Annotated in this window: 20 protein-coding genes; 11 read left to right on the forward strand and 9 right to left on the reverse strand. The window is 39.6% G+C overall.

Going from position 1 to position 22,435, the window contains the following annotated elements:
- Positions 1–68: 68 nt before the first annotated feature.
- Complete coding sequence (locus tag ACE1CA_RS03440; RefSeq protein ID WP_413277151.1) at positions 69–650, reverse strand: class I SAM-dependent methyltransferase; 582 nt, start codon at positions 648–650, stop codon at positions 69–71.
- Positions 651–777: 127 nt separating this feature from the next.
- Between ACE1CA_RS03440 and ACE1CA_RS03445 the strand changes: the two genes are divergently transcribed.
- The 6 genes from ACE1CA_RS03445 to ACE1CA_RS03470 all read left to right on the forward strand — a co-directional run bounded on the left by ACE1CA_RS03445 (position 778) and on the right by ACE1CA_RS03470 (position 8,054).
- Positions 778–3,438 carry a methyltransferase domain-containing protein gene (locus tag ACE1CA_RS03445; protein WP_413277150.1) on the forward strand — a complete coding sequence of 887 codons (2,661 nt, stop codon included), beginning with the start codon at positions 778–780 and terminating at the stop codon, positions 3,436–3,438.
- A gap of 85 nt (positions 3,439–3,523) precedes the next feature.
- On the forward strand, positions 3,524–5,002 hold the full coding sequence (locus ACE1CA_RS03450; protein ID WP_413277149.1) for a glycosyl hydrolase family 57: 1,479 nt from the start codon (positions 3,524–3,526) through the stop codon (positions 5,000–5,002).
- Between the two features lie 132 nt (positions 5,003–5,134).
- On the forward strand, positions 5,135–5,656 hold the full coding sequence (locus ACE1CA_RS03455) for a DUF1499 domain-containing protein (RefSeq protein ID WP_413277148.1): 522 nt from the start codon (positions 5,135–5,137) through the stop codon (positions 5,654–5,656).
- A gap of 75 nt (positions 5,657–5,731) precedes the next feature.
- Positions 5,732–7,243 carry a hydroxysqualene dehydroxylase gene (locus tag ACE1CA_RS03460; RefSeq protein ID WP_413277147.1) on the forward strand — a complete coding sequence of 504 codons (1,512 nt, stop codon included), beginning with the start codon at positions 5,732–5,734 and terminating at the stop codon, positions 7,241–7,243.
- 61 nt (positions 7,244–7,304) lie between these two features.
- Positions 7,305–7,730 carry a DUF1824 family protein gene (locus tag ACE1CA_RS03465; protein ID WP_413277146.1) on the forward strand — a complete coding sequence of 142 codons (426 nt, stop codon included), beginning with the start codon at positions 7,305–7,307 and terminating at the stop codon, positions 7,728–7,730.
- Positions 7,731–7,874: 144 nt separating this feature from the next.
- Positions 7,875–8,054 carry a DUF2949 domain-containing protein gene (locus ACE1CA_RS03470; RefSeq protein ID WP_413277145.1) on the forward strand — a complete coding sequence of 60 codons (180 nt, stop codon included), beginning with the start codon at positions 7,875–7,877 and terminating at the stop codon, positions 8,052–8,054.
- 106 nt (positions 8,055–8,160) lie between these two features.
- Here the strand turns inward: ACE1CA_RS03470 and shc are convergent, their stop codons facing one another.
- Positions 8,161–10,077: a squalene--hopene cyclase gene (gene shc / locus ACE1CA_RS03475; RefSeq protein WP_413277144.1), complete on the reverse strand. Its 1,917-nt coding sequence runs from the start codon at positions 10,075–10,077 to the stop codon at positions 8,161–8,163.
- Between the two features lie 242 nt (positions 10,078–10,319).
- Here shc and ACE1CA_RS03480 point away from each other — a divergent pair, with 242 nt between their 5' ends.
- Both ACE1CA_RS03480 and ACE1CA_RS03485 read left to right on the forward strand, forming a co-directional pair.
- Positions 10,320–10,589 carry a GlsB/YeaQ/YmgE family stress response membrane protein gene (locus tag ACE1CA_RS03480; RefSeq protein WP_413277143.1) on the forward strand — a complete coding sequence of 90 codons (270 nt, stop codon included), beginning with the start codon at positions 10,320–10,322 and terminating at the stop codon, positions 10,587–10,589.
- Positions 10,590–10,678: 89 nt separating this feature from the next.
- Positions 10,679–11,857, forward strand: a complete 1,179-nt coding sequence (locus tag ACE1CA_RS03485) for a glycosyltransferase (protein WP_413277142.1) — start codon at positions 10,679–10,681, stop codon at positions 11,855–11,857.
- Here ACE1CA_RS03485 and ACE1CA_RS03490 read toward each other — a convergent pair.
- From ACE1CA_RS03490 to ACE1CA_RS03510, 5 genes are all read right to left on the reverse strand, one after another.
- Positions 11,847–12,476, reverse strand: a complete 630-nt coding sequence (locus ACE1CA_RS03490) for a restriction endonuclease subunit R (RefSeq protein ID WP_413277141.1) — start codon at positions 12,474–12,476, stop codon at positions 11,847–11,849. The two genes, ACE1CA_RS03485 and ACE1CA_RS03490, sit on opposite strands and share 11 nt — an antisense overlap.
- A gap of 187 nt (positions 12,477–12,663) precedes the next feature.
- On the reverse strand, positions 12,664–13,446 hold the full coding sequence (locus ACE1CA_RS03495) for a DUF4058 family protein (protein WP_413277140.1): 783 nt from the start codon (positions 13,444–13,446) through the stop codon (positions 12,664–12,666).
- Positions 13,422–13,619 carry a hypothetical protein gene (locus tag ACE1CA_RS03500; protein WP_486517643.1) on the reverse strand — a complete coding sequence of 66 codons (198 nt, stop codon included), beginning with the start codon at positions 13,617–13,619 and terminating at the stop codon, positions 13,422–13,424. The genes ACE1CA_RS03495 and ACE1CA_RS03500 overlap by 25 nt, the downstream gene beginning before the upstream one ends.
- A 51-nt stretch (positions 13,620–13,670) precedes the next feature.
- Positions 13,671–14,102 carry a hypothetical protein gene (locus tag ACE1CA_RS03505; RefSeq protein WP_486517644.1) on the reverse strand — a complete coding sequence of 144 codons (432 nt, stop codon included), beginning with the start codon at positions 14,100–14,102 and terminating at the stop codon, positions 13,671–13,673.
- A 123-nt stretch (positions 14,103–14,225) separates the two neighbouring features.
- On the reverse strand, positions 14,226–15,050 hold the full coding sequence (locus tag ACE1CA_RS03510) for a ferritin-like domain-containing protein (RefSeq protein ID WP_413277138.1): 825 nt from the start codon (positions 15,048–15,050) through the stop codon (positions 14,226–14,228).
- 155 nt (positions 15,051–15,205) lie between these two features.
- Here ACE1CA_RS03510 and ACE1CA_RS03515 point away from each other — a divergent pair, with 155 nt between their 5' ends.
- From ACE1CA_RS03515 to hpnH, 3 genes are read left to right on the forward strand one after another with little or no spacing between them, the layout of a single operon-like run.
- Positions 15,206–17,812 carry an efflux RND transporter permease subunit gene (locus ACE1CA_RS03515; protein WP_413277137.1) on the forward strand — a complete coding sequence of 869 codons (2,607 nt, stop codon included), beginning with the start codon at positions 15,206–15,208 and terminating at the stop codon, positions 17,810–17,812.
- A 3-nt stretch (positions 17,813–17,815) separates the two neighbouring features.
- Positions 17,816–18,823 (forward strand): hopanoid-associated sugar epimerase, encoded by a 1,008-nt coding sequence (gene hpnA, locus ACE1CA_RS03520; RefSeq protein WP_413277136.1) that lies wholly within the window; start codon positions 17,816–17,818, stop codon positions 18,821–18,823.
- Between the two features lie 18 nt (positions 18,824–18,841).
- Positions 18,842–19,858, forward strand: a complete 1,017-nt coding sequence (hpnH, locus tag ACE1CA_RS03525; RefSeq protein ID WP_413277135.1) for an adenosyl-hopene transferase HpnH — start codon at positions 18,842–18,844, stop codon at positions 19,856–19,858.
- A gap of 117 nt (positions 19,859–19,975) precedes the next feature.
- On the opposite strand, the gene ACE1CA_RS03530 is transcribed toward hpnH, so the two are convergent.
- Entirely contained in the window at positions 19,976–20,986 is a 1,011-nt protein-coding gene (locus tag ACE1CA_RS03530) for a lysylphosphatidylglycerol synthase transmembrane domain-containing protein (RefSeq protein ID WP_413277134.1), read from the reverse strand.
- A gap of 423 nt (positions 20,987–21,409) precedes the next feature.
- Entirely contained in the window at positions 21,410–22,423 is a 1,014-nt protein-coding gene (locus tag ACE1CA_RS03535; RefSeq protein ID WP_413277133.1) for a lysylphosphatidylglycerol synthase transmembrane domain-containing protein, read from the reverse strand.
- Positions 22,424–22,435: the final 12 nt, after the last annotated feature.

Raw genomic sequence — 22,435 nt, forward strand, 5'->3', positions numbered from 1 at the left:
GTTTTACTTTGACTTTTGGTGTATCATTAAATGATTTTGCTATTAGAGTACCCCTTAAAACTACCGTTTTAACAGGATGGTTTTGGCTTTTGGTGCATCCACAACGATTCTGCTATTACAGTACCCGCTAAACCCACTGTTTTAATTGCCCGCATTACTCCCGACCATCCTACTTCGTAATCATCACAAAGTAGAAATCCACCCGGTTTGATTTTAGGATACCAGTTGAGCAAATCGGCTCTAACAGAATCGTAATCATGGGAAGCATCCAGAAAAACTAAGTCTACTGATTCAGAATCAAACTTAGTGGCTGCCTCGCTCGTAGTCATAACTAAGGTAGAAATTTTATCTTTTACTCCAAATTTTTCTATATTCTGCGTAAATTCTGCAAGTAAATTGGAGACATCGAAATGAGATATGATGTGTTCTTCTGAACCCTGAAAATGATCGACGCAGTACAATATGCTTTCAGCAGGTAAAACGGCTGCGATCGCTACGCTACTTCTTCCTTTATACGATCCTAACTCGACTACCTTCGCTCTGGGAGGTAACTGTTTAACAATTGTTTGCAAAGTCACAGCTTGCGGTAAGTTAAACCAACCTTCTATCCGATCCCATTCTAAAATTGTGGTAAAGTCGTATCGGCTCATCTGCGAAAAAGTAATTCCTCAAGTTTTCAGAGAACATCTCTATTTTCGATAATTGCTAAAACTTGCTGAAAATTCTTTACAATTTATTAGCAATTATCTCTGCTTTAAACAAACCTGACTAAACTTCATGCGGATTCTGTTTACAATTTCCCACTTTTTCCAAAGTAGCGAGCGCAGTCAGTACGGTTCGCACGGTAAAGACCCTCAACCTCGGATACAAGCACTGACTGCTTGCATCAATTCTTTACATAAGTTATTCGGCAAATCACAGGCCAGCATTGATATTGCTAACAGCGTGGCAAAACCAGCGAATCAGTCCCAACTACACAACATAGATATTGTTATTTGTACTACTAAAAATCAGCACCTCCTCGATCGAATTTCCCTACCTCCCGAACTATATAAACACTACCGTACCAACGCAGAACCAATGTTACTCGGTTTTGAATGCCAAGCATTACTCCGAGATTGTCTTGGTAGCTACGATTATTTTTGCTTTTTAGAAGACGACTTAATTTTGCACGACCCTTGGTTATTTGTCAAACTTAATTGGTTTAATAAACAAGCTGGAGATGAAGCTTTACTTCAACCAAATCGTTATGAACTTGCTCCGCCAGGTAACAGTAATAAAATCTACATAGATGGTAATTTGTCACCGCTGATCACGGCTGATTTTCAAAATTTAGCAGAACAACCAGAATTGCAGGGGTTAATTCTCGGACAAAATGTAATTTTTCGCCGTGCTACTAATCCCCATTCAGGTTGTTATTTTCTCAATGTTGCACAAATGAATTATTGGGTAGAACAACCACATTTTCTCGATCGCAACACTAGTTTTATTGGCCCTTTAGAAAGTGCTGCTACTCTGGGAATTATGCGAACTTTTCGGGTTTATAAACCTGCTTTGCAAAGCGCCAACTTTTTAGAAGTTGAGCATTACGGTAATACTTGGAGTCAGAGATTTTTAGGAATTTCTGTTCAAGAGCAACCCAGCGAACCAACAAACCAGCAACTCAGCAACCCGGAAAGTGAAGAAATTAAAATTTCTCAATCATCAAATTTAGTAATTCAACCAAAAATTGTTAGTTCGGCATCCATACCTGATTATTACAATCGAGCTAACCCTGATTTACTCAGACTTTTGCCAGCTGATGCCAAAGTAATTATAGAAGTTGGTTGTGGGGCGGGAGCTTTAGGAGAGCAGTATAAAAGAATTAATCCCCATTGTAAATATATCGGCATTGAATTAAATGAAACAGCGGCAAAAATTGCGGCAACTAGGTTAGACTATGTAGCGATCGGCAGTGCAGAAAACTTATCTATAGCCGCTGAAATTGGCGAAAATATAGCAGATTGTTTAGTTTATGGCGATGTGTTAGAACATTTAGTCGATCCTTGGGCAGTGCTGAGAAATCATCTAAAATGGTTGAAAGCAGATGGTCAAGTTTTAGCTTGTATTCCTAACGTGCAGCATTGGAGTTTGATCCTAAGATTATTGCGGGGAAATTGGGCTTATGAAGCAGAAGGTTTGTTGGATAAAACTCACTTAAGATTTTTCGCTTTAGATACGATTAAGGAATTATTTGCTGATGTGGGATTGCAAATTTACGATGTGCAACCTAGAGGAAATCAAGGGGAAAGTTTCCAAAAATTTCAGCAAATAATGGCTCCAGTTATTAATAATTTAGGTTTGTCAGAAAGCGACTTTGCTCAAAGAACCGCAGCTTTACAATATGTAGTTCGAGCAACGAAAACTCTGATCGCATCTAAACCATTGTTAATTCAAACTATTTTAATGGCTCCTTTGGCGTGCGATCGTGTCCGAGTCCTAGAACCAGACCAATTAAGTGCTACAATTCCGGGAGTGCGAACAGTAGCTACAGTTAAAACAGCTAATTTAAGCGTTGCTAAACCGGAAGAAGAGAAAGTATTTATTTGGCAACGAGCATTTTTAAAGAAAGAAAACGATCTAGCGAAACTTCAAGAACTGCTACGTCGAGGCTATTTAATTGTCGCAGAAATTGACGACGATCCACTACGTTGGCCTGCTCATGGAGAGAATCAATTTTTCAGTTACAAAGTTTGTCATTGCGTACAAACTTCTACCGAACCTTTGGCGGAGTTTTTGCGAGGAATAAATCCCAATGTCGCAGTTTTTCAGAATCAATTAGCTTATCTACCGCCAGCGAGAAACTATCAATCAGATACGCCAGTTACTTTATTTTTTGGGGCTTTGAATCGGGAAGAAGATTGGGCAGAAATTATGCCTGTAATTAATGGAGTGTTGGGGGAATTTGGCGATCGAATTCGCGTAAAAGTCATCTACGATCAAAAGTTCTTCAACGCTTTAGAAACACCCCACAAAGAATTTGAAAATTTCTGCGCTTACGAACGATATCAAGAAATTCTTCATACTTGTGACATTGGTATCTTACCATTAAATCCCACCAGATTTAACAGCATGAAATCTGACCTCAAATTTATTGAATGTGCCGGACATGGAGTAGCAGTTTTAGCAAGTCCAACAGTTTATGAAGGTTCAATTATCGAAGGAGAAACTGGATTAATTTATCGTTCAATAACCGAGTTTGAAGAGAAATTGAGAAAGTTAATTTCTGAGTCAGAATGGCGACAAAAAATTGCCCAAAATGCTTATGAATGGGTGAAAAACAACCGCCTACTTTCGCAACATTACCGTCAACGTCGGGATTGGTATTTAAAGATGCGCGAAGATTTACCCAGGTTAAATGCCGAATTAAAAAGTAGAGTACCAGAATTGTTTGTGTGATGTCCTTGTAGGGTGCACCATCCCACAATGTAAAATTAGCAGCAGCTATTAAATTTAACCTTCTCTCCTACTAACAGATTAACTCATGCAAAACCTACCAGACATCATTAACGGAATTCCTAATATTTCCGGTTGGGAAAGTGAACTTTTTTCAGTGACGCAAAACAATCAACCTGTCTTCTTACCCAAAACCAATATTAACTTACCCCAAGTAAAAGCTGTATTTGCCATAGCCTTACATCTGCATCAGCCCACAATTCCGGCTGGACAAAATGGGGAATTAATTAGCAACTTACAATATATGTTTGAACATCCCAACGAAGGGGATAATCACAACGCACCCACCTTTGCCAATTGTTATAAACGCATGGCAGATTTCATTCCCGAATTAGTTGCTAATGGCTGCAATCCTCGCGTCATGTTAGATTATTCTGGCAATCTTTTATGGGGATTACGACAAATATGGGGAGGAGAAATCTTAGAAAATCTTAAACGAATTGCGATCGATCCTAACTACCAACCTTATGTAGAATGGTTGGGTACAATGTGGAGTCATTCAGTTGTTCCTTCCACTCCCATTCCCGATATTAAATTACATATTCAAGCTTGGCAACATCATTTTGCGGCAATATTTGGTTGGGAAGCTTTAGCCAGAGTCAAGGGTTTTTCGCCGCCAGAAATGCACTTACCAAACCATCCCGATACCTTGTTTGAATTTGTCAAAGCTTTAAAAGAATGCGGCTATCGATGGTTATTAGTACAAGAACATTCCGTCGAAACTCTTGATGGTAAATCTTTAGAAAATCGCCATTTACCCCATCGTTTAATTGCCCGAAATTCCCAAGGGGAAGAGATTAGCATCACTGCTTTAATTAAAACTCAAGGTTCCGACACTAAATTAGTCGGACAAATGCAGCCTTATTATGAAGCAAAAACCCTTTCTCGACAGATATTAGGAGGTGTAGAAATTCCGCCAATAGTTAGTCAAATTGGTGATGGTGAAAATGGCGGAGTAATGATGAATGAATTTCCTAGTGCTTTCTTTCGCGCTTGTTATGAAATTAAGAATAATGGCGGGGGAAAATCGGGAATTGTGGCGATGAATGGTACGGAATATTTAGAATTAATTGAAGCAGCGGGTTGTCATCCTGATAGTTATCCCACCTGTCAACCAATTAATCAGCATTTGATTTGGCAAAAGATTGCGCTGGAAAATTGTACTCCCGAAGCTGTAAGTAAGGCGATTCAAGAGTTAAAAGAAACTCATCATAATTTTCATGTGGATGGCGCTTCTTGGACAAATCATATTAGCTGGGTGAAAGGGTACGAAAATGTTTTGTCTCCGATGAATCAATTGAGTGCTTTGTTTCATCAAAAAGTTGATTTTTTACCGGAAAAAGTAACTCAAGAAGCTGATTATCGGGAAGCTTTAATGTATAATTTGTTGTTGCAAACTAGTTGTTTTCGCTATTGGGGGCAAGGGATGTGGACTGATTTTGCTAAGGAAATTTATCGGCGTGGGGAAGTGACTATAAATAAGTTAAATTTGTGGGTTGAGAAGTAGGAATAAGAAAATTTAAACCGCAGATAAACGCAGATGAACGCAGATGTTTATCTAGTTCATTGAAATTTTTCTATGGTTTTTTGGTGGGGAATGTGGGATAATTTAAAAGTTACATCCAGGTTATTGTAGTTTATGGTGGAAAGCCAAGTAGAAAAACGATCGCCCCTGAAGCGTTTAATTATTAGCTTGTTATCTCTGTTAATTGCGACTATTCTTTTGCTTGGAATCAATATAGTTTCTCCCGGAGGAATGACCATGTTTGCAGGGAAAAGACCTACTAACCTTGGTGTCAAAGATGGTATGTTAGCACCTTGTCCTAGTTCGCCTAATTGTGTTAGCAGCCAAAGCACAGATACGCTGCACAAAATTGAGCCATTAACTTATAATAGCTCTGCGGCTGAAGCAATGACGGATTTAAAAAAGGTGATTGAATCCCAAGAAAGAACTAAAATTATTTCCGAATCTCCTAACTACATCTACGCCGAATTTAAAACTAAAATCATGGGATTTGTGGACGATGTAGAATTTTATTTGGATGAAGCAGCAAAATTAATTCATGTTCGTTCTGCTTCTAGGTTAGGACAATCTGATTTGGGAGTGAATCGGAACCGAATTGAAACTATTAGAGCCGCATTTGATACATTGAAAGGCTAGAATAGTAGGGTGGGATTTTCCCACCTTAACTTACCAGGAGAAATGGAGATTTGCGATCGCGCTCAAGGTTAAATAATGGTAACAGAAACCCACAATAAAAAAGTAGTAGTTATTGGTGCAGGTTGGGCAGGATTAGGTGCAACTTATCACCTGGCAAAACAAGGATATGACGTAACATTATTAGAAGCTGGCGCTTATCCCGGTGGTTTAGTTGCTGGTTGGAAAACTCCGGGAGGACGTTCCGTAGAAGCAGGAATTCACGGCTTTTGGTATCCTTATAAAAACATCTTTTCTCTTATTAACGAACTAGAAATAAATCCCTTTACAAATTGGACTCGTTCTTCTCAATATTCCCCCGCAGGATTAGAAGTAGAATCTCCCATTTTTCAGCAAGAACCATTACTTCCTACACCTTTAGGAACATTTATTTATACTAAGTTTAAACGCCTACCATTAATCGATCGACTTTCCGCCTTACCTTTACTTTATACCTTAATAGACTTTGATAATTCCGATGCAGCTTGGCGACGCTACGACACAGTAACCTCAAGAGAACTTTTTAAACAATTTGGCGTTTCCGCCAGACTATATAAAGATTCTTTTGAACCAATGTTATTAGTAGGATTATTCGCCCCAGGAGAACAATGTTCCGCTGCTGCTGCATTAGGAATGTTGTACTATTTCATATTGGCGCATCAACCCAACTTTGATGTAGTTTGGTGTCGGGGAACAGTGGGAGAAAAAATCTTTCGTCCTTGGGTAGAACAAATCGAAAAAATTGGCGGAAAAGTCTTAACTCAACGCCGAGTTAGCGATTTAATAGTTGATAGTAACAATAGGGCGACAGCAGTTGTTTGCGGCGAAGAAATATTCGATGCAGATGCGGTAATTTTTGCCGTTGGAATTACCGGAATGCAGAAAATTCTCAGCGGAAGTCCGACTTTACAAAAGTGTCAAGAATTCCGCAATATTAACAATCTATCAGCAGTGGATGTCTTAGCAACTCGACTTTGGTTTGACAGCAAAATTGACATTCCCTTACCTTCTAACGCTTGCTTTGGATTTGACAATACTACAGGTTGGACGTTTTTCGATTTAAATGCTATTCATGACGAATATCACGACGAACCCGGAACAGTTATTGAAGCAGATTTTTATCATGCCAACCAGTTTTTACCCTTAAGTAACGAAGAAATTGTTCCCATTGTGCAGCGATATTTAGCCACTTGTATTCCAGCTTTTCGAGAAGCAAAAGTAATTGATAGCAGCGTGATTCGTTTACCGAAAGCTGTTACCCATTTCTTCCCCGGTAGCTATCAATATATGTTGCCAGCAAAGACGAGTTTTGCTAATGTGTTTATGAGTGGTGATTGGATTGTTAACCGTCACGGTTCTTGGTCGCAGGAAAAAGCTTACGTCACTGGTTTGGAAGCAGCGAATTTAGTAATTGAACAATTTAAATTAGGAAATAAAGCCGAAATTCTCCCAGTTGAACCAGATGAACCACACATTCAAGTAGCAAGAACTGTGAATCAGTGGACGCGAGATTTAGCTAAAACTTTCCTACCAAACTTTTGGCTACCTTAACCCATCTGCATTCATCTGCGTTCTAATTGCTTAAATAGCCTTACTGCCTTCTTTTAAATCTATGAATGAACAAAACCCAACAGACTTAACCGTAGAACGATCGCAAAAAATCTTAAAAGAATACAGTTGTACAGATATCAAGGTCGTAGAATCAGAATCAGAGAAAGCGTTGCTGCGTCAAGCATTGAAGCTAATTGTTGATTTAGCAGATTACTTGAACTTTGGCATTTGTGCCCAGACGACAGAACAAGGTTTTATGGCTTTACAAGCATACTTAAGTGGATTGGGTTACAATGTTCTTTTAGAAACTCAGGAATTTACCCAAATTACTGGGTCTGTTTACATAAAATTTAACACGAATAAGCAGAGCTATTATTTAGATTCTTACACCGGAAATTATCGTGGAGTGCTTGTTTCATGCCAGTCTTCGGCGCGAGAAGATATCAGCGGTACTTACGGTCATTTACCTTTAGATTTATTTGACTAGAAGTATAATTCATCATTAAATTAGTGCGATCGATATCACAACCAAATTTGAGTTCAATCACTCTAACCCGACTTTCTCTGAAGCATATTATTTATATCTTGGGTTGTGGGAGTAACTTAGCCACCCAAGGCGAGGTGAGCTATTATGCAAGCAAAAATGATTAAATTCTTAACAGACGAGTTAGCGATTCCATCTTCCTCCATTGAGTTTGCCCTACGGCACAATGAAGGAACTCCTGATTTCCTACACATGATTCTTTGGCAGTATGGACTTGTCACATTGCCACAGTTAGACCAAATTTTTGATTGGTTAGAAACAGCATAGGAATCACAATTTAAGTATGTTCAAGCTCAAATACAGCAGAGAAGCCAAGGAAACGATTCATAACCCTAAAATCGCTAACTCCTTAAGCCCCTCTGCTGATAGTATTTTAAAGGCTTAACGCCCGATAACGACCCAAGGCTGTGAGTGGAAAGTGTTGTTGATAGAGGTGGTATTTAATATAGAAGTGGCAAGGAAAACCAGTACCCGTGAAATAATCCTCGTCCCAAGTGCCATCGGATTTTTGAGTTGCCAAAAGATAGTTTACTCCCCTATCGATCGCCTCTTTTTCAAATTTCCCCGTCGCCTCGCCTGCTGCAATTAATCCGATTAAAGCCCAAGCTGTTTGAGACGCGGTACTATCTCCTTTGCCTTTTAAGCTGGAGTCGTTGTAACTAAAGCAAGTTTCGCCCCATCCCCCATCGGCATTTTGACAACTGACTAGCCAAGCTGCGCCTTTTTCAATTTGATTTCGATGGGTTTTTGGCGCAATTAAAGATAATGCTGCTAATACGCCGCTAGTACCATAAATGTAATTTACTCCCCAACGACCATACCAACAACCTTCGATTTCTTGTTCTTTTTTGAGATATTCTAAGGCGCGATTCATGTTGTAATCGTCGAGGGAAATTTGGCAATTTCCTAACATTTCTAAAACTCTAGCGGTGACATCTGCGGTATTGGGGTCAATCATCGCTTTTAAGTCGCCGTAGGGAATTGCGTTTAACCAATCGGCATTATTATTTAAGTCAAAAGCTGCCCATCCTCCATCTTGACATTGCATGGAAGCAATCCAATCTACGGCGCGAGTTATTGTTGCTTGTTTCAATTTTTCATTGGGTAGTTTGACGCTGTTTAATGCCATGACTACTACTGCTGAGTCGTCAACGTCTGGATAGAAATTATTGACAAATTCAAAAGCCCAAGCGCCAGGTTTCCCTTTTTTATTTTTAATAGCCCAATCACCATAATCGAGGATTTGTTTTTGAATTAACCATTCTCCGGCGCGAACTAATGCGGGGTGATTTGGTTCGATTCCTGAGTCTACTAAACTTCGCATAACTAATGCAGTATCCCACACGGGAGAAATGCAAGCTTGGACTCGATAAGTGTCTTCAGTTTCAATGGAAAAGTTATCTAATGCTTGCAATCCTCGGGTTACAATTGGGTCGGCTGCATCGTAACCTAAAGTTCTTAATGCTAAGAGGGAATTTAGCATAGCGGGAATGATTCCGGCCCAATCTCCGCTATCTTCTTGGCGTTCTAATACCCATTTTTCGGCGGCTTTAATTCCTTCTTCTCGGAAAGGAACTAAGTTGAATTGTTCGGCTAATTTGAAAGCATGATCAAGATAAACAAATATGTCACTCCAATCGTTGTTTTTGGGTAATTCAAATTTGACGTTTGTTACTCCTTCGGCATAAAGTTCATCTAAATTAATGGCGGGATTGGTGATAAAAACTGGTTGGCGATCGAACACAATTAACAAAGGTACTGTGCTACCCCTCGCCCAACTGGACATTTCGTAAATATTGACAGGGAAATACTCAGGTAAAAACATTATCCAAGGTGGGATGGAAGGAATACCTCGCCAGTCGTAGCAGCCAATTAATGCTAAGTGAAGTTTAGTAAAAATCCGGGCTTTACTAATACCACCTCTGGCTAAAATGAATTCTCGCGCTTTAATCATAGCGGGGTCATTTTCGGTGACTCCGAGTAATTTCAATGCCATGTAAGCTTCAATTGTGGTACTAAGTTCGCCACCATCGCCGTAAAATAATTCCCAGCCACCGTGCGATCGCTGTTCTTTTCGTAAGTAAGTTTCGACTTTGTGTAATTGTCTGCTGCTATCCGTTCCCCAAATTTTGTGGAGTAGTACTGCTTCTGAGGTAATCGTGACATTAGATTGTAATTCCGCCCACCAGTAGCCGTCGGAATATTGAATAGAAAGTAGGTAGTCTTGAGAAGCTTTAATCGCTGCTTCTAAACTATTGCGGGACACTGTTGTTTTGTCTTGAGTTTGCATAATTTACCGTTCACTCTAGTTCACTTCTGCCTAAATTCAGCATAAAGGATTGTTGCGTTTTATAACAGAATTAGTCCACCAATGGCAATAGTATTCACAATTAAATTAATTTTTTGCAGCTTTTCTTGGGGAAGCTTTATCAGTTCTATCTACTAGATTATATCGTTAGGGTGATGGTGAATAATCGGGCGTTTGCTAATCTAAAAACATAGAAACAAAACAGTTAAAAAGGAACATGAATCATGAATATTTTGGCTTGGGTAATTTTAGGTTTGTTGGCTGGTGCGATCGCTAAAGCTATTTATCCCGGATATCAAGGCGGTGGCATTCTCGCTACACTTGTTTTGGGTATTATTGGTGCTTTCGTTGGTGGAACTTTAGCAACTTTATTGCAAACAGGAACGCTGCAACTTACGGCTACTTCTCTGAGTCTCCCTGGCGTTTTTGTGGCAGTTTTAGGTGCTATTATTGCGATTTGGCTTTGGCATCAATTCAGCCGTCGCGCTTATTAATTTCTACATCCCCAATTTCTAGATCCCCGACTTCTTCAAGAAGTCGGGGATCTGTTATAGTTTGGCATTAGCGTGATTAAATTAGCAAAATGACTATCAATGAAATTGGGTTAGTACTGAGTTTTCTATCTTTAGCTATTTGGATTGGTTTACTTTGCTTTCGGGGTCAGTTTTGGCTTTGCGATCGCAGGTTGTCGAATTTAACATCTAATTTCGATAATTATCCCTCAATTTGTGCAGTCATACCCGCACGCAACGAGGCGGAAATGATTCCTTTCAGTTTGCGATCGCTTTTTCAACAATCTTATCCCGGTTCTTTCACCATTGTCTTAGTTGATGACAATAGCACAGATGATACGGCTATAATTGCCCAAGAACTTGCTAAAGATTTAAATAAAACCCAACAATTGCATATTATTTCTGGTGCAGCTTTACCTGTAGGTTGGAGTGGTAAACTTTGGGCAATGGAACAAGGTATTAATTACGCCGAAAGACTCAGCCCATTACCTGATTATTTTCTCTTAACTGATGCAGATATTCAACATCATTCAACAAATATTTACGAATTAGTCACTAAAGCAAAAGAAGATAATTTAGATTTAGTTTCTTTAATGGTTTTGCTGCGTTGCGAGAGTTTTTGGGAAAAGCTATTAATTCCGGCTTTTGTGTTTTTCTTTCAAAAACTTTACCCTTTTCCTTTGGTGAATAACCCTAATAAATCTATTGCTGCTGCTGCGGGAGGCTGTATTTTAATTAAGCGGGAAACTTTAACTAAAATTGGTGGGATGGAAAGAGTTAGACAAGCATTAATTGATGATTGTGCTTTAGCCGCAGCCGTGAAAAATCCTGGTAAAATTTGGTTAGGTTTAACTCAATCTACTCGGAGTTTGCGCCCTTATCCAAGTTTAGAAAGTATTTGGGATATGGTAGCAAGAACGGCATATACTCAATTGAATTATTCACCGTTTTTGTTATTAGGAACTGTGTTGGGGATGACTTTAGTTTATTTGGTTCCACCATTAGCTTTAATTGGTGGGTTGTTAATGGGTAATTTAGCGATCGCACTAACTGGCTTAATAACTTGGTTGCTGATGGCAATAGCTTACTTTCCCACCATTAAATTATACAATTGTTCGCCAATTTATGCTTTTTGTTTACCAATAATTACCTTACTTTACAACTTAATGACCATAGATTCTGCTTGGCGACATTGGCGCGGAAAAGGTGGCGCTTGGAAAGGGAGAGTTTACCCGACTGTTAACAGTTAATCAATTGACTTAGGCGTTTAAATATTTTAAAAACGTCATACAGTTGATTGCCTCGATTGCGAATTTCAAATATATCGGAAGTGGCATATCGAGGAATTTCTTCTTTCATTAACTTGATAAAAATGAAACTTCCACCATTGGTAATTAAGCCAAAACAAGGTTTATCAGGATGAGGATTTGCCAGCATATAACTTAGGATTTGGGCGAGTCCGGCTTCGATGGAAAAAGAAGCCCTTTTTGACTCAATTACCATCACCCAAAATTGGTTTTTCAAGATTAAAGTATCAATTCTTCCGGTGATGATAACTCCCTCATCTTCAACTGCTAATTCTACAGATTTTTCAGAAGTAACATTGAAAGGGGATAAATAGAAATCTCCGATGAAAAGAATCGGGTCTAATATTGCCATTCTAATTCCATCTTCTAGCAAGGGTGGGTAAGTGAGAAGATTGAAATATCCCGCTTTTACTTTGTCTAAAAGTTGTCTTTCTAACTCGCTAATTTCTGGTAATTCATCTTGCCATTCTCGAAAGAATTCATCGTTAGTGACTAATTGAATGCCGAAATTATCGATGAGGTAACGTAATGTGATTTCTTTGGCTGTAATTGTTGGTACCATGATAATTTCCCTGCGACTAAAGTCGCGGTTTTGCTACCGTATTATAGCTAATAACTCAAGTTGCTAGTTATAGTCTTGCTCTTTATTAGCCCCCCTTACTTAAGGGGGGTTGGGGGGATCAAAACCTAGTAATCAAGATAAAGATCCCCCCTAACCCCCCTTACTTAAGGGGGGAACTCCGAAATAATTAATAACTAGCAACTTGGGTTAATAATCGATCGACCCAGATTCGATCGGCTTCGGATAATTTAGGTGGTGGTACAGGTTGATTATAATCAATGCGGAAATCGTAGCTACCGCGATCGTAAACATCAAGCAAAATCGATTGTAAATTAACCTCTAATTCTGCATCTTCTAACTTCAATGGCAAAGCAAAATTGGGGATAGATTCTGGTAATTTAAAACTATAAAGATCTGCCATCGGACGAGTATTTGCACGACTGACAATAATTCGATAATCGCTAGATTCTTCAACACCAATCATCGGCATTGGTGAGTTATCCCGCAACAAATCAATTTCAATAAAATGAGAACTGCTACCTAAAATTCGGAGGCGTTTTTTTTGATAGATCGATCGCCCTTCTCCCTGACGCTTATTTTTAGGCGACAATACTTCAATCACCGTTATAACTGCATGAGTTCCAACTTCCCGTATTTCTAAATATCGTTCTTTTACCTCTGTTGGCATTGGTAATTGTATTTGCTTTGGGTGATTTTTCGTAACAACAATAGCGGTTTCGGAAGGAGTAGAATTTCCTTTTACTGATAACACAATTGCATCGGGAATCCCAACTAGTAAATCCGACTCTCCATCATCTAAATATGTCCGAGTTTCTATTGCTGCATAATATTTTGGTCGCAGTTGCGGCGTTAGTACATCTGAAAGCGCCACAATCAAACGGTTGTGAAATTCAGACCACAAAGCCGGAAGTTCCAAATAGGGATTCATTCCAGGGAAAGGAGATGGCATTTGTTTAATTCACTTGCTACCTGCTGTAATAATTTTAGCCCTTGCAGCGAACCTTTAACTAAATTAAATGCAGCGATTGGTTGGGTAATCATTTCCCAAGCTAAAGGCAAAGTTTGTAAATTTCCCTTATCATCAATTGCTGAGTTAAGGTTAGGAATATTGTGTTGAATCATCACTCACTACTCTTAACATTGCCACAGAAATTCCTTTTTGACTCAAAATATTTAAGCAACAAAACCTTCCATATCAACTACTTCTGCTGGAAAATTTTCCATCAAACGGCGCTTTTCGGAAGCCCAAAAAACAACTGAATCGCTGGTTAAACCTTTGACTAAAGCAACTTTGGTTTTGAGGTGGTGGTGAATTTTGGTGGTGAAAATGCGATCGCACTCCCACACCTCTCCTCTGTAAAAACAACTTTCATACAACACCACATCTCCCACCCGATATTTAGGCGAAAGACTACCACACAAACCCATAATTAAAACTTTAGATGGCAACAGGGAAAAATCATTTTTCAAATATTTAGTTAAAGCTTTCACACCCACAGGAATTGAGAAAACCAAAGGCGCAGATGGGGAAGTTTTTACACCTCGACAAACAGCATTATATTCTGCCCCTTTGGGAACTAAGATGATTAATTGGTCATTGGTCATTTGTCATTTGTGATTAGTCAGTGGGATGGTGCGTTACGTTAATCACGCTTCGCACCCTACTAATTAAAATCTTTCCCAGTCCCCAGGCTTCGACGTGAGCGCTCAGCCGAACGTCCCCAGTCCCTAAGATGGCAAAAGTTTCAGAGTTCCGTAAGCAGTTTTAGTAGCAGATAAAAGAAACTCAGGGCGCAATAATTCCGGTTCAAAAACACTCATTCGTTTATCATATTCTTGAATGCAAGTAGCGAGGAACTTTTCAAAAGTTAAACCACTGGTTACGGACTTAGCGCCACTAGCAGTAAAACCTTTGCCGCTGCCTTTTTTAGTACCTTTAAAACTGCTCAATCTTCGCTTTAATGCGTTGCTATATTGCCACAAAGAATTAACACCTCGAAGGATTTTTGCACCTTTACCTTCTTTAATTTGCTTGTAAGCAATCCAATTCACAAAAAAGACAATGTGACGGGCTTCTTCGTGAATTACGGGATCGAAAATGGCGAAAAATTCATCGGGGACAAAGCCGGAATTTCTGGCAATACCAAACAAGCCAAAAGCAAAGTAGGAATCAAAACATTCACCATAACCAAATTTGATAAATTCCGTTTCAATATTTTCGGGTACAGCTTTGGCTGGACGCATGGGAGTTTCAATTTGATAATGGTTTACCATGTATTCAATTAGTTTGGCATGGCGGGCTTCTTCCATTCCTTGTAAGGCGATCGCTTCTCGTATTTTTGGATCTTCGATCGTATCTGCAAAAGCTTTCACCATTGTCCCAGCATTCCGTTCCGTAGACAGCGCTTCCTCCCAAAAGGGAATCCCCCGCAAGCGTTGTAAAGCTTCCTCATCCAATTGGGGCCAAGGTAACTTTTCTGGTTCATACTTTAAATGGCTATCCATGAACGATTGGCAAAATAGTTGCTTATGCGCCTCTGAACCGATTTTCATCCGTTACACTCCACTGATTGTCTCTCTAACCTACGTCTTTAGGTAGAGTTGTTAACTACATGGCGATTATTACAGATTATCAAGTGTCACGTAGTTAGCATGGGAAAAAAAGGATTGCTAGTAAGCTTACTCTCAGTGTGGGCTATATTTTCCCTATGCAAAAGCCAACTCCCAAGGTGTCAGGAAGAGAAAAGTTTAACATTTCCAGGGTAGCGATCGCTCATCCCCGTTTCACGATTGGTTTTTGGATCGCTGTTGTGGTAGCCGGGATTTTGGCTTTTAGTTCCCTAAAATTCGCCCTTTTCCCTAACATAACTTTTCCGGTAGTAGTCATCAGTGCTTCCTCATCTTTCCCCCAAGCGACGGAAGTGGAAGCTAAACTTACTATTCCGATCGAACAGTCTGTGGAAGATATTCCCAGGCGGAAAAACACTAACTCTTCTTCCTATCCCAAACAATCATTAGTTAATTTAGCTTTTCAGGTGGGAACAAATTTGGATGATGCGGAAAATCAAGTAAAAGCTGCACTCCAACCTTTAAATTTTCCATCGGGTACAAAGCTGAATGTTATTCCGATTAACTTAAATGAATCTGCTGTTGTCAGCTACGCCATTGATAGTTCCCTAAAAAATCCCACCCAGTTGACAGAAATAGCTCAAAAACAGATTGTTCCAACTATTTCTAAATTATCAGGAGTGGAGAGAGTTAACTTATTAGGCGGAATGACGGGAGACACAAATAAACCAACTTCCGCAGTTAGGTTTAATGGAAACGATGCACTAGCTTTTCAAGTGGTGAAAAAAGGTGACGCTAACGCCTTAGAAGTAACCTCGGCTGTAGAAAAGCAAGTGGAAGAATTGCGATCGCAGTTACCCGATATCAAAATTATCTTAGCTACCACCCAAGCAGACTATATAAAAGCTGCCACTCAAGCTACGATCGATGCTTTATTTGAAGCAATTATTTTATCCGTAATTGTAATTTACCCCTTTTTGTGGAATTGGCGAGCCACTTTCATTTCCGCCTTAGCGATCCCAATTTCTTTATTGGGAACTTTCATCGTTATGGCATTTTTTGGCTTCAATTTGGAAACAATTACGCTGTTAGCTTTAGCCTTAGTTATTGGTAGTATTATCGATGATGCGATCGTCGATGTGGAAAATATTACTCGTCACATTGAAAACGGCGAATCTCCCCGCAACGCTGCTTTAAACGCTACCAGAGAAATAGGCATCACAGTAACCGCAAGTACTTTAACAGCTGTCGCCGTGTTTTTGCCGATCGCTTTCATGCAAGGCGTAATCGGTCAATTTTTCCAGCCTTTTGGTATTACCGTCTCCGCTGCTATGCTTGCTTCCTGGCTAGTCGCCCGCACATTATCACCTGTGTTAGCAATTTATTGGATTAAATGTCCAACTAACAAAGGAATGCGTCGCGGACAAAAAATTTGGTTAAGGTTCGCCGCTGGTTATCGTCAGGTTTTAAAATGGTCTTTAACTCATCGTCGGATTGTTGTTGGAATAGCGACTTTAAGTTTAATTGGAGGCGTGGCGTTAATTCCATTTATTCCTAAAGGTTTTATTCCCAAACTTGATCGCGGCGAATTTAATATTAGTTACACAGCACCATTATCCGTTTCTTCCTTACTTCCTTCTTGGCTACAAGTTCCCGGAGAAGAAAGCGATCCTTTACAAGAGTCTTTAGATGTCGCTAAACAACTCGAAGCAGTAGTATTAAAAGCCCCAGAAGTAGAAACAGTTTACACTATTGTCGGGATTCGTCCCCAACAACCAAATCGCGGCAATCTTTACGTTAAATTAAAGCCAGAACGCCAACTTACTACCGCCCAATTTCAAGATAAAATTCGCGAACAATTACCACAATTACCAGGAGTTTCTACCAGCATTGAAGATATTCAATTTATCGACACAGGCGGACAAAAACCCCTACAAATTGGTTTAATCGGACAAGATTTAGCCCTTAGTAGTAAAGCAGCAAGGGAAATTCAAGCCGAAATTAGCAAAATTCCCGGTCTAGAAGATGTATCTTTAATTGGTGCTACTGACGAACAAGGTGCGATTTTCCAAATAGAAAGAACCGATCGACGACGAGTAGTTCATATTAGCGCTAATTTAGGTCAAGGAATTACGATTGGCGAAGCTACAGACCAAATCCTCGCTATTGCTAAACCAATTGTTCCTCCGGGTGTTACTTTAAGTTTAGGTGGAGATTCAGCACGCAGCAATGAAATATTTACCAGTTTTGGCACAACTTTAATTTTGTCGGCACTTTGTATTTTAATATTGTTGTTAGTGCTGTTTAAAAGTTGGAGCGATCCTTTTGTTGTTGGCTTATCTTTGCCTTTAGCATTAGTCGGTGCTGTACTAGCACTATTTTTAACTAACAGCGATTTCGGAATGATTTCTTTAATCGGTTTTGTGTTTCTATTAGGAATTAGCAACAAAAACGCTATTTTGCTGGTAGATTACATCAACCAATTGCGAAACGCCAAGATGGAGAGAAATGAGGCAATTTTAACCGCAGGACCAGTCCGTTTCCGCCCAATTATGATGACAACAGTATCAACAATTTTGGGTATGTTACCCTTGGCTATAAGTAAAGGTGCAGGTGCAGAATTACGTGCGCCAATGGCAATTGCGATCGCAGGTGGTTTAGTATCATCAACAATACTAAGCTTGATAGTAGTTCCCGTAGTCTACACTTTATTAGATGATTTTCGATCGCGGTTTAAATTAAAATAACCCATGACTAAAACAGCATTTGTCACAGGCGGAACGGGTTTTATCGGTGCGAATTTAGTTAGGTTACTTTTGCAAGAAGGCTACAAAGTAAAAGCTTTAGTTCGTCCGATTAGCAAATTAGATAACCTGCAAAACTTAGATATCGAAATTGTCAAAGGCGACCTCAACGACCCTGACCTTGCTGATAAAATGATTGGTTGCGAGGTATTATTTCATGTCGCCGCCCTTTACTCTCTTTGGCAATCAGATAAAGAAGCCCTTTATCAGCAAAATGTGTTAGGAACTAAGAACATTTTAGCTGCTGCTAGAAAAGCGAAAATCGATCGCACAGTTTACACCAGTTCCGTCGCCGCCATTGGCGTAAAAGAAGGCGGAGTCGCTGACGAAACCTACCAAAGTCCGGTAGAAAAGCTAATTGGCGAATACAAAAAATCGAAATTTTGGGCAGAACAAGAAGCACAAAAAGCGGTAAAATTAGGACAAGACGTGGTAATTGTTAACCCTACTTGTCCGATCGGCCCTTGGGATATAAAACCAACTCCCACAGGTGATATAATTTTAAAGTTCCTGCGACAACAAATGCCTTTTTACTTAGATACTGGGTTAAACTTTATCGACGTGCGAGATGTCGCCCAAGGACATTTGTTAGCATTAAAAAAAGGGAGGAAGGGCGATCGCTATATTCTGGGAAACCAAAACCTCACCCTCAAACAATTCTTAGATGAACTCTCAACAATTACCGGAATACCCGCACCACAAACCACCATTCCCCCCTTCTTACCTTTAACAGTAGCTTGGATTGATGAATGTGTGTTAGCACCATTAGGTAAACCTCCTTTTGTTCCCTTAGATGGCGTGCGAATGTCCACTCAAAAAATGTATTATGATGCTGCTAAAGCTGTCCGCGAATTAGGTTTACCCCAAACACCAATTCCCACAGCATTAAAAAATGCCGTAGATTGGTTTAGTAAAAATTTTGCGTTAGATTTAAAGTATAATTCCGCACGGTGACGAGGAGAGAAACACCAAATGGCAATTAACTTATTACAAGCTTTTGAAGTTGGCAAATATATTGTCAGTCAGCGATTGAAAGGGCGCAAACAATACCCGCTAATTTTAATGTTAGAACCCCTGTTTCGCTGCAACTTAGCTTGTCCTGGATGCGGGAAAATTCAGCACCCAACCGACATTCTCAAGCAAAATCTCACTCCAGAACAATGCTTTAAAGCAGCAGAAGAATGCGGCGCACCAGTAATTTCTATTCCGGGCGGAGAACCACTTTTACATCCACAAATTGACCAAATAGTTAAAGGTTTAGTAGAACGGAAAAAATTCGTTTACCTTTGTACAAACGGCATTTTACTGGAGAAAAGTTTAGATAAGTTTGAACCTTCCCCTTACCTAACTTTCAGCGTTCACTTAGATGGGTTAAGGGAATTACACGATAAATGTGTCGATCGCAAAGGCGTATTTGACACCGCAGTAAAAGCCATTCACGCCGCCAAAGCCAAAGGTTTCCGAGTCACCACAAATAGCACAGTTTTTGAAGGTGCAAACCCTCAAGAAATGCAGCAGTTTTTCGACTTCCTCGAAACCCTAAATATCGACGGAATGATGATTTCTCCCGGTTACAGTTACGAATGGGCACCAGATCAAGAACACTTCTTGAAACGGGAACAAACAAAAGCCTTATTCCGGGAAATATTAGCCCCCTACAAAGCCGGGAAAAAGAAATGGAACTTTAACCACAACCCCCTATTTTTAGACTTTCTCACCGGGGAAAAAGACTACGAATGCACCCCTTGGGGAAGTCCGAGTTACAGCGTTTTAGGTTGGCAAAAACCCTGTTACTTGTTAAACGAAGGTCATTACGCCACCTTCCAAGAACTCCTAGATAACACAGATTGGAGTAAATACGGACACAAAAGCGGAAATCCCAAATGTGAAGATTGCATGGTACATTGCGGCTATGAACCCACAGCAGCAGTTGACGCAATGCAGCCTAACAACGTAGGACGTGCCATTACCAGCGTGTTCGGAATTTAGTCATTAGTTCGTTGTAGCGACTTTAGTCGTTCTTTACCTAAATAGAAGGGCTGAAGTCCTCACAACAAACTTGATTTATTTGACCAATTTTTTCCTTTCACCTGTCTTTAATTCTGTCTACTTAATACCAATCAGTTCCCTATCTACAACTCGTTCTTCTACCAAAGCTAATTGACAAGCTTCTCTAGTGCGACGTTCACTTAAATAAGCTAAACCTGCGCCTATTGCTTCTGCCAAAATAGTGACTACCCGAAATACAGCCACTACACTTAAAACTACTCCAGGCGAAAATGATTTACTTAAAATCATCATCGCTGCTGCTTCAAATACTCCCACACCTCCGGGTGCTCCGGGTAACACTAAAGCTGCTAACCAAGCTAGACTAAAACCACTCACCAAAATCATTATTTGATGTGGTGCAACTGGGTGTAAAGCTGCGAAAGTGAAGATAAAGCCGCTAGTTCTAAGAGCCACAAAAATTAATTCAGCAATTAACAGTTTTACGGGATATCTTTCAATCCGGCAATGTTTCAAATCTACACCGGGACAATCTTTTTTGTTTCCCTTGAATTTACCCAAGATTGCCAATGCTGGGTTTAAAAATTTGGGATGTACAATTAACATTACGCCCAGTAATGAAAGAACTTGTAGACCCCAATTATTTAAATGTTGAAAATCTTTAGTTCCTTCTCGTGCTATCAGACAACTGACGATCGCAGTAGTTAAAGCCGCAGCTATCATCAAGAAAGGTTCGATAATCACGCTAATAGTAGCAATTTCTCCGGGCACGCCCACTTGCTTAACGCCCCAAATTCTCCCGCAATAGTGCCAAACGTGCCCCGGCAAATATTTAGCAATATGAGTTTTTAGGTAAAGTTTGACTAACCAAAAGGGTTTTAGTTTTTGCTTAAACTCTCCTAGCGTCCAATGCCAGACTATCCCAGACCAGGCAAAAGCTATTAAGCTCAAAGTAACACCTAGTCCCAAAAATAGCATTCCTGAACCATCTATTCTAATTGCTGCTATTTCTTGCCAGTGACGGCTGAATGCTTTAGCGAAAAAGAATAGCACTCCTCCTAACATTACCCATTGCAAGTAACGTTTTGTTTTAGACCACACTTGGTTCATGATGTTTAATCTATTTGAGTTCTACAGAGTTTGGCTAATTCAACTAACAGACGTTATCACAAATCTGAAAAAATTTCTAGTTCAGATTTTACAATCAATCTGCTTTGATTTAGGTTGCACTTGAACTATTTGTAACTATTAACTTTATTAGTTCATCTGCCTTAAGGTAGACAACCGTAGTTGATGAAAATTTTGTCAAAATTTTTACTTAGCTCACACCGAAATTCAGTACTAAGTAACAGGGAACCAGCTTTAATCTTCTTTATCAATAGGTAAAGAAATGATTAATTAGTCACCCGCCTCAATACTAACACTAATACATTACAGACTAGAATCAAGAATTGTTATAGATTCTTTAGACTAGTTTAATGATTAGCAATAATCGGATTGAACTAGTAATAATATGTATTGCCGATCGATGGTTTAAGTATTTGCTTTTTTGTACTTCTCCCGCTTTTCCTCTAACCAAACCATACCAACAGCTAAAGTTTCGGCAACAATACTGATTAAACGGTAAAGTGCCGCTGTACTAAAAACTACAGCAGTAGAAAAAGGTTGTGCTAAAAGTGCGATCGCAGTTGCTTCAAACACCCCTATTCCCCCCGGAGCACCCGGAACAATTAAAGATGTCACCCAAGCAATGCTAAAAGCACTCAAAAGCATGGGTAATTGGCTCAAATTATAATTAGTAAAAGCCAATAAAATCAAACAAAAACCTATCCCCCGTAAACTCAAAAATCCCAGAGATCCTACCAAAGGTTTTACCGGGTAGTTATCAATTTTCCAACTTAAAGGATCGAAATTCTCAGCACCTTTCGGTTGCTTTTCAAACTTACCCAACATTTGCAAAATTGGATTGAGAACCCAAGGATGTAATAACATTAAAACTGCGATCGCGCCTAAAAATTGCCAACTCCAAATACTTGTTTGATCTAAAATTGAGCCGCTGATTTGCCGCCCAACAATAATCATTAAAACCGCCGCTGCCGCTTGTAAAATTGGTTCGATCAACACGCTCAAAGTTGCCGTAGAAGTAGGTACTCCAGAATCTCTAAGCTTTTTCACCCTGCCATAATAATGCCAGACATTCCCAGGTAAATACTTGGCAATATTAGTCTTTAAGTAAACATTAATTATCCATAAACTATTTCTTGGTTGTTTGAAATCCTGCAACATCCAACTCCAAACCCAACCCGCCCAAGTTTGAGCTAACATTGTCACCATTAGAGAAATAGTTAAAAATAACCAACCTGTTTTATCAATCCGAATTGCTGCTACTTGCTGCCAATGTTCTCGCAGTACCCCAATTAAAAAAAACAGAATTGCTCCAACAATTAGCCAGCGAATAAACCGCTTCAATTTGCTAAAGAAAAACTGCATTCCCGTAAGAATTACCCAGCGAATGTCTGCTCTAATACCAGACGTAATCTTTCTCATTTGTTCCTCATC

Origin of the sequence: Floridaenema evergladense BLCC-F167 (assembly GCF_041929205.2) — a bacterium.
Taxonomy (GTDB): domain Bacteria; phylum Cyanobacteriota; class Cyanobacteriia; order Cyanobacteriales; family Aerosakkonemataceae; genus Floridanema; species Floridanema evergladense.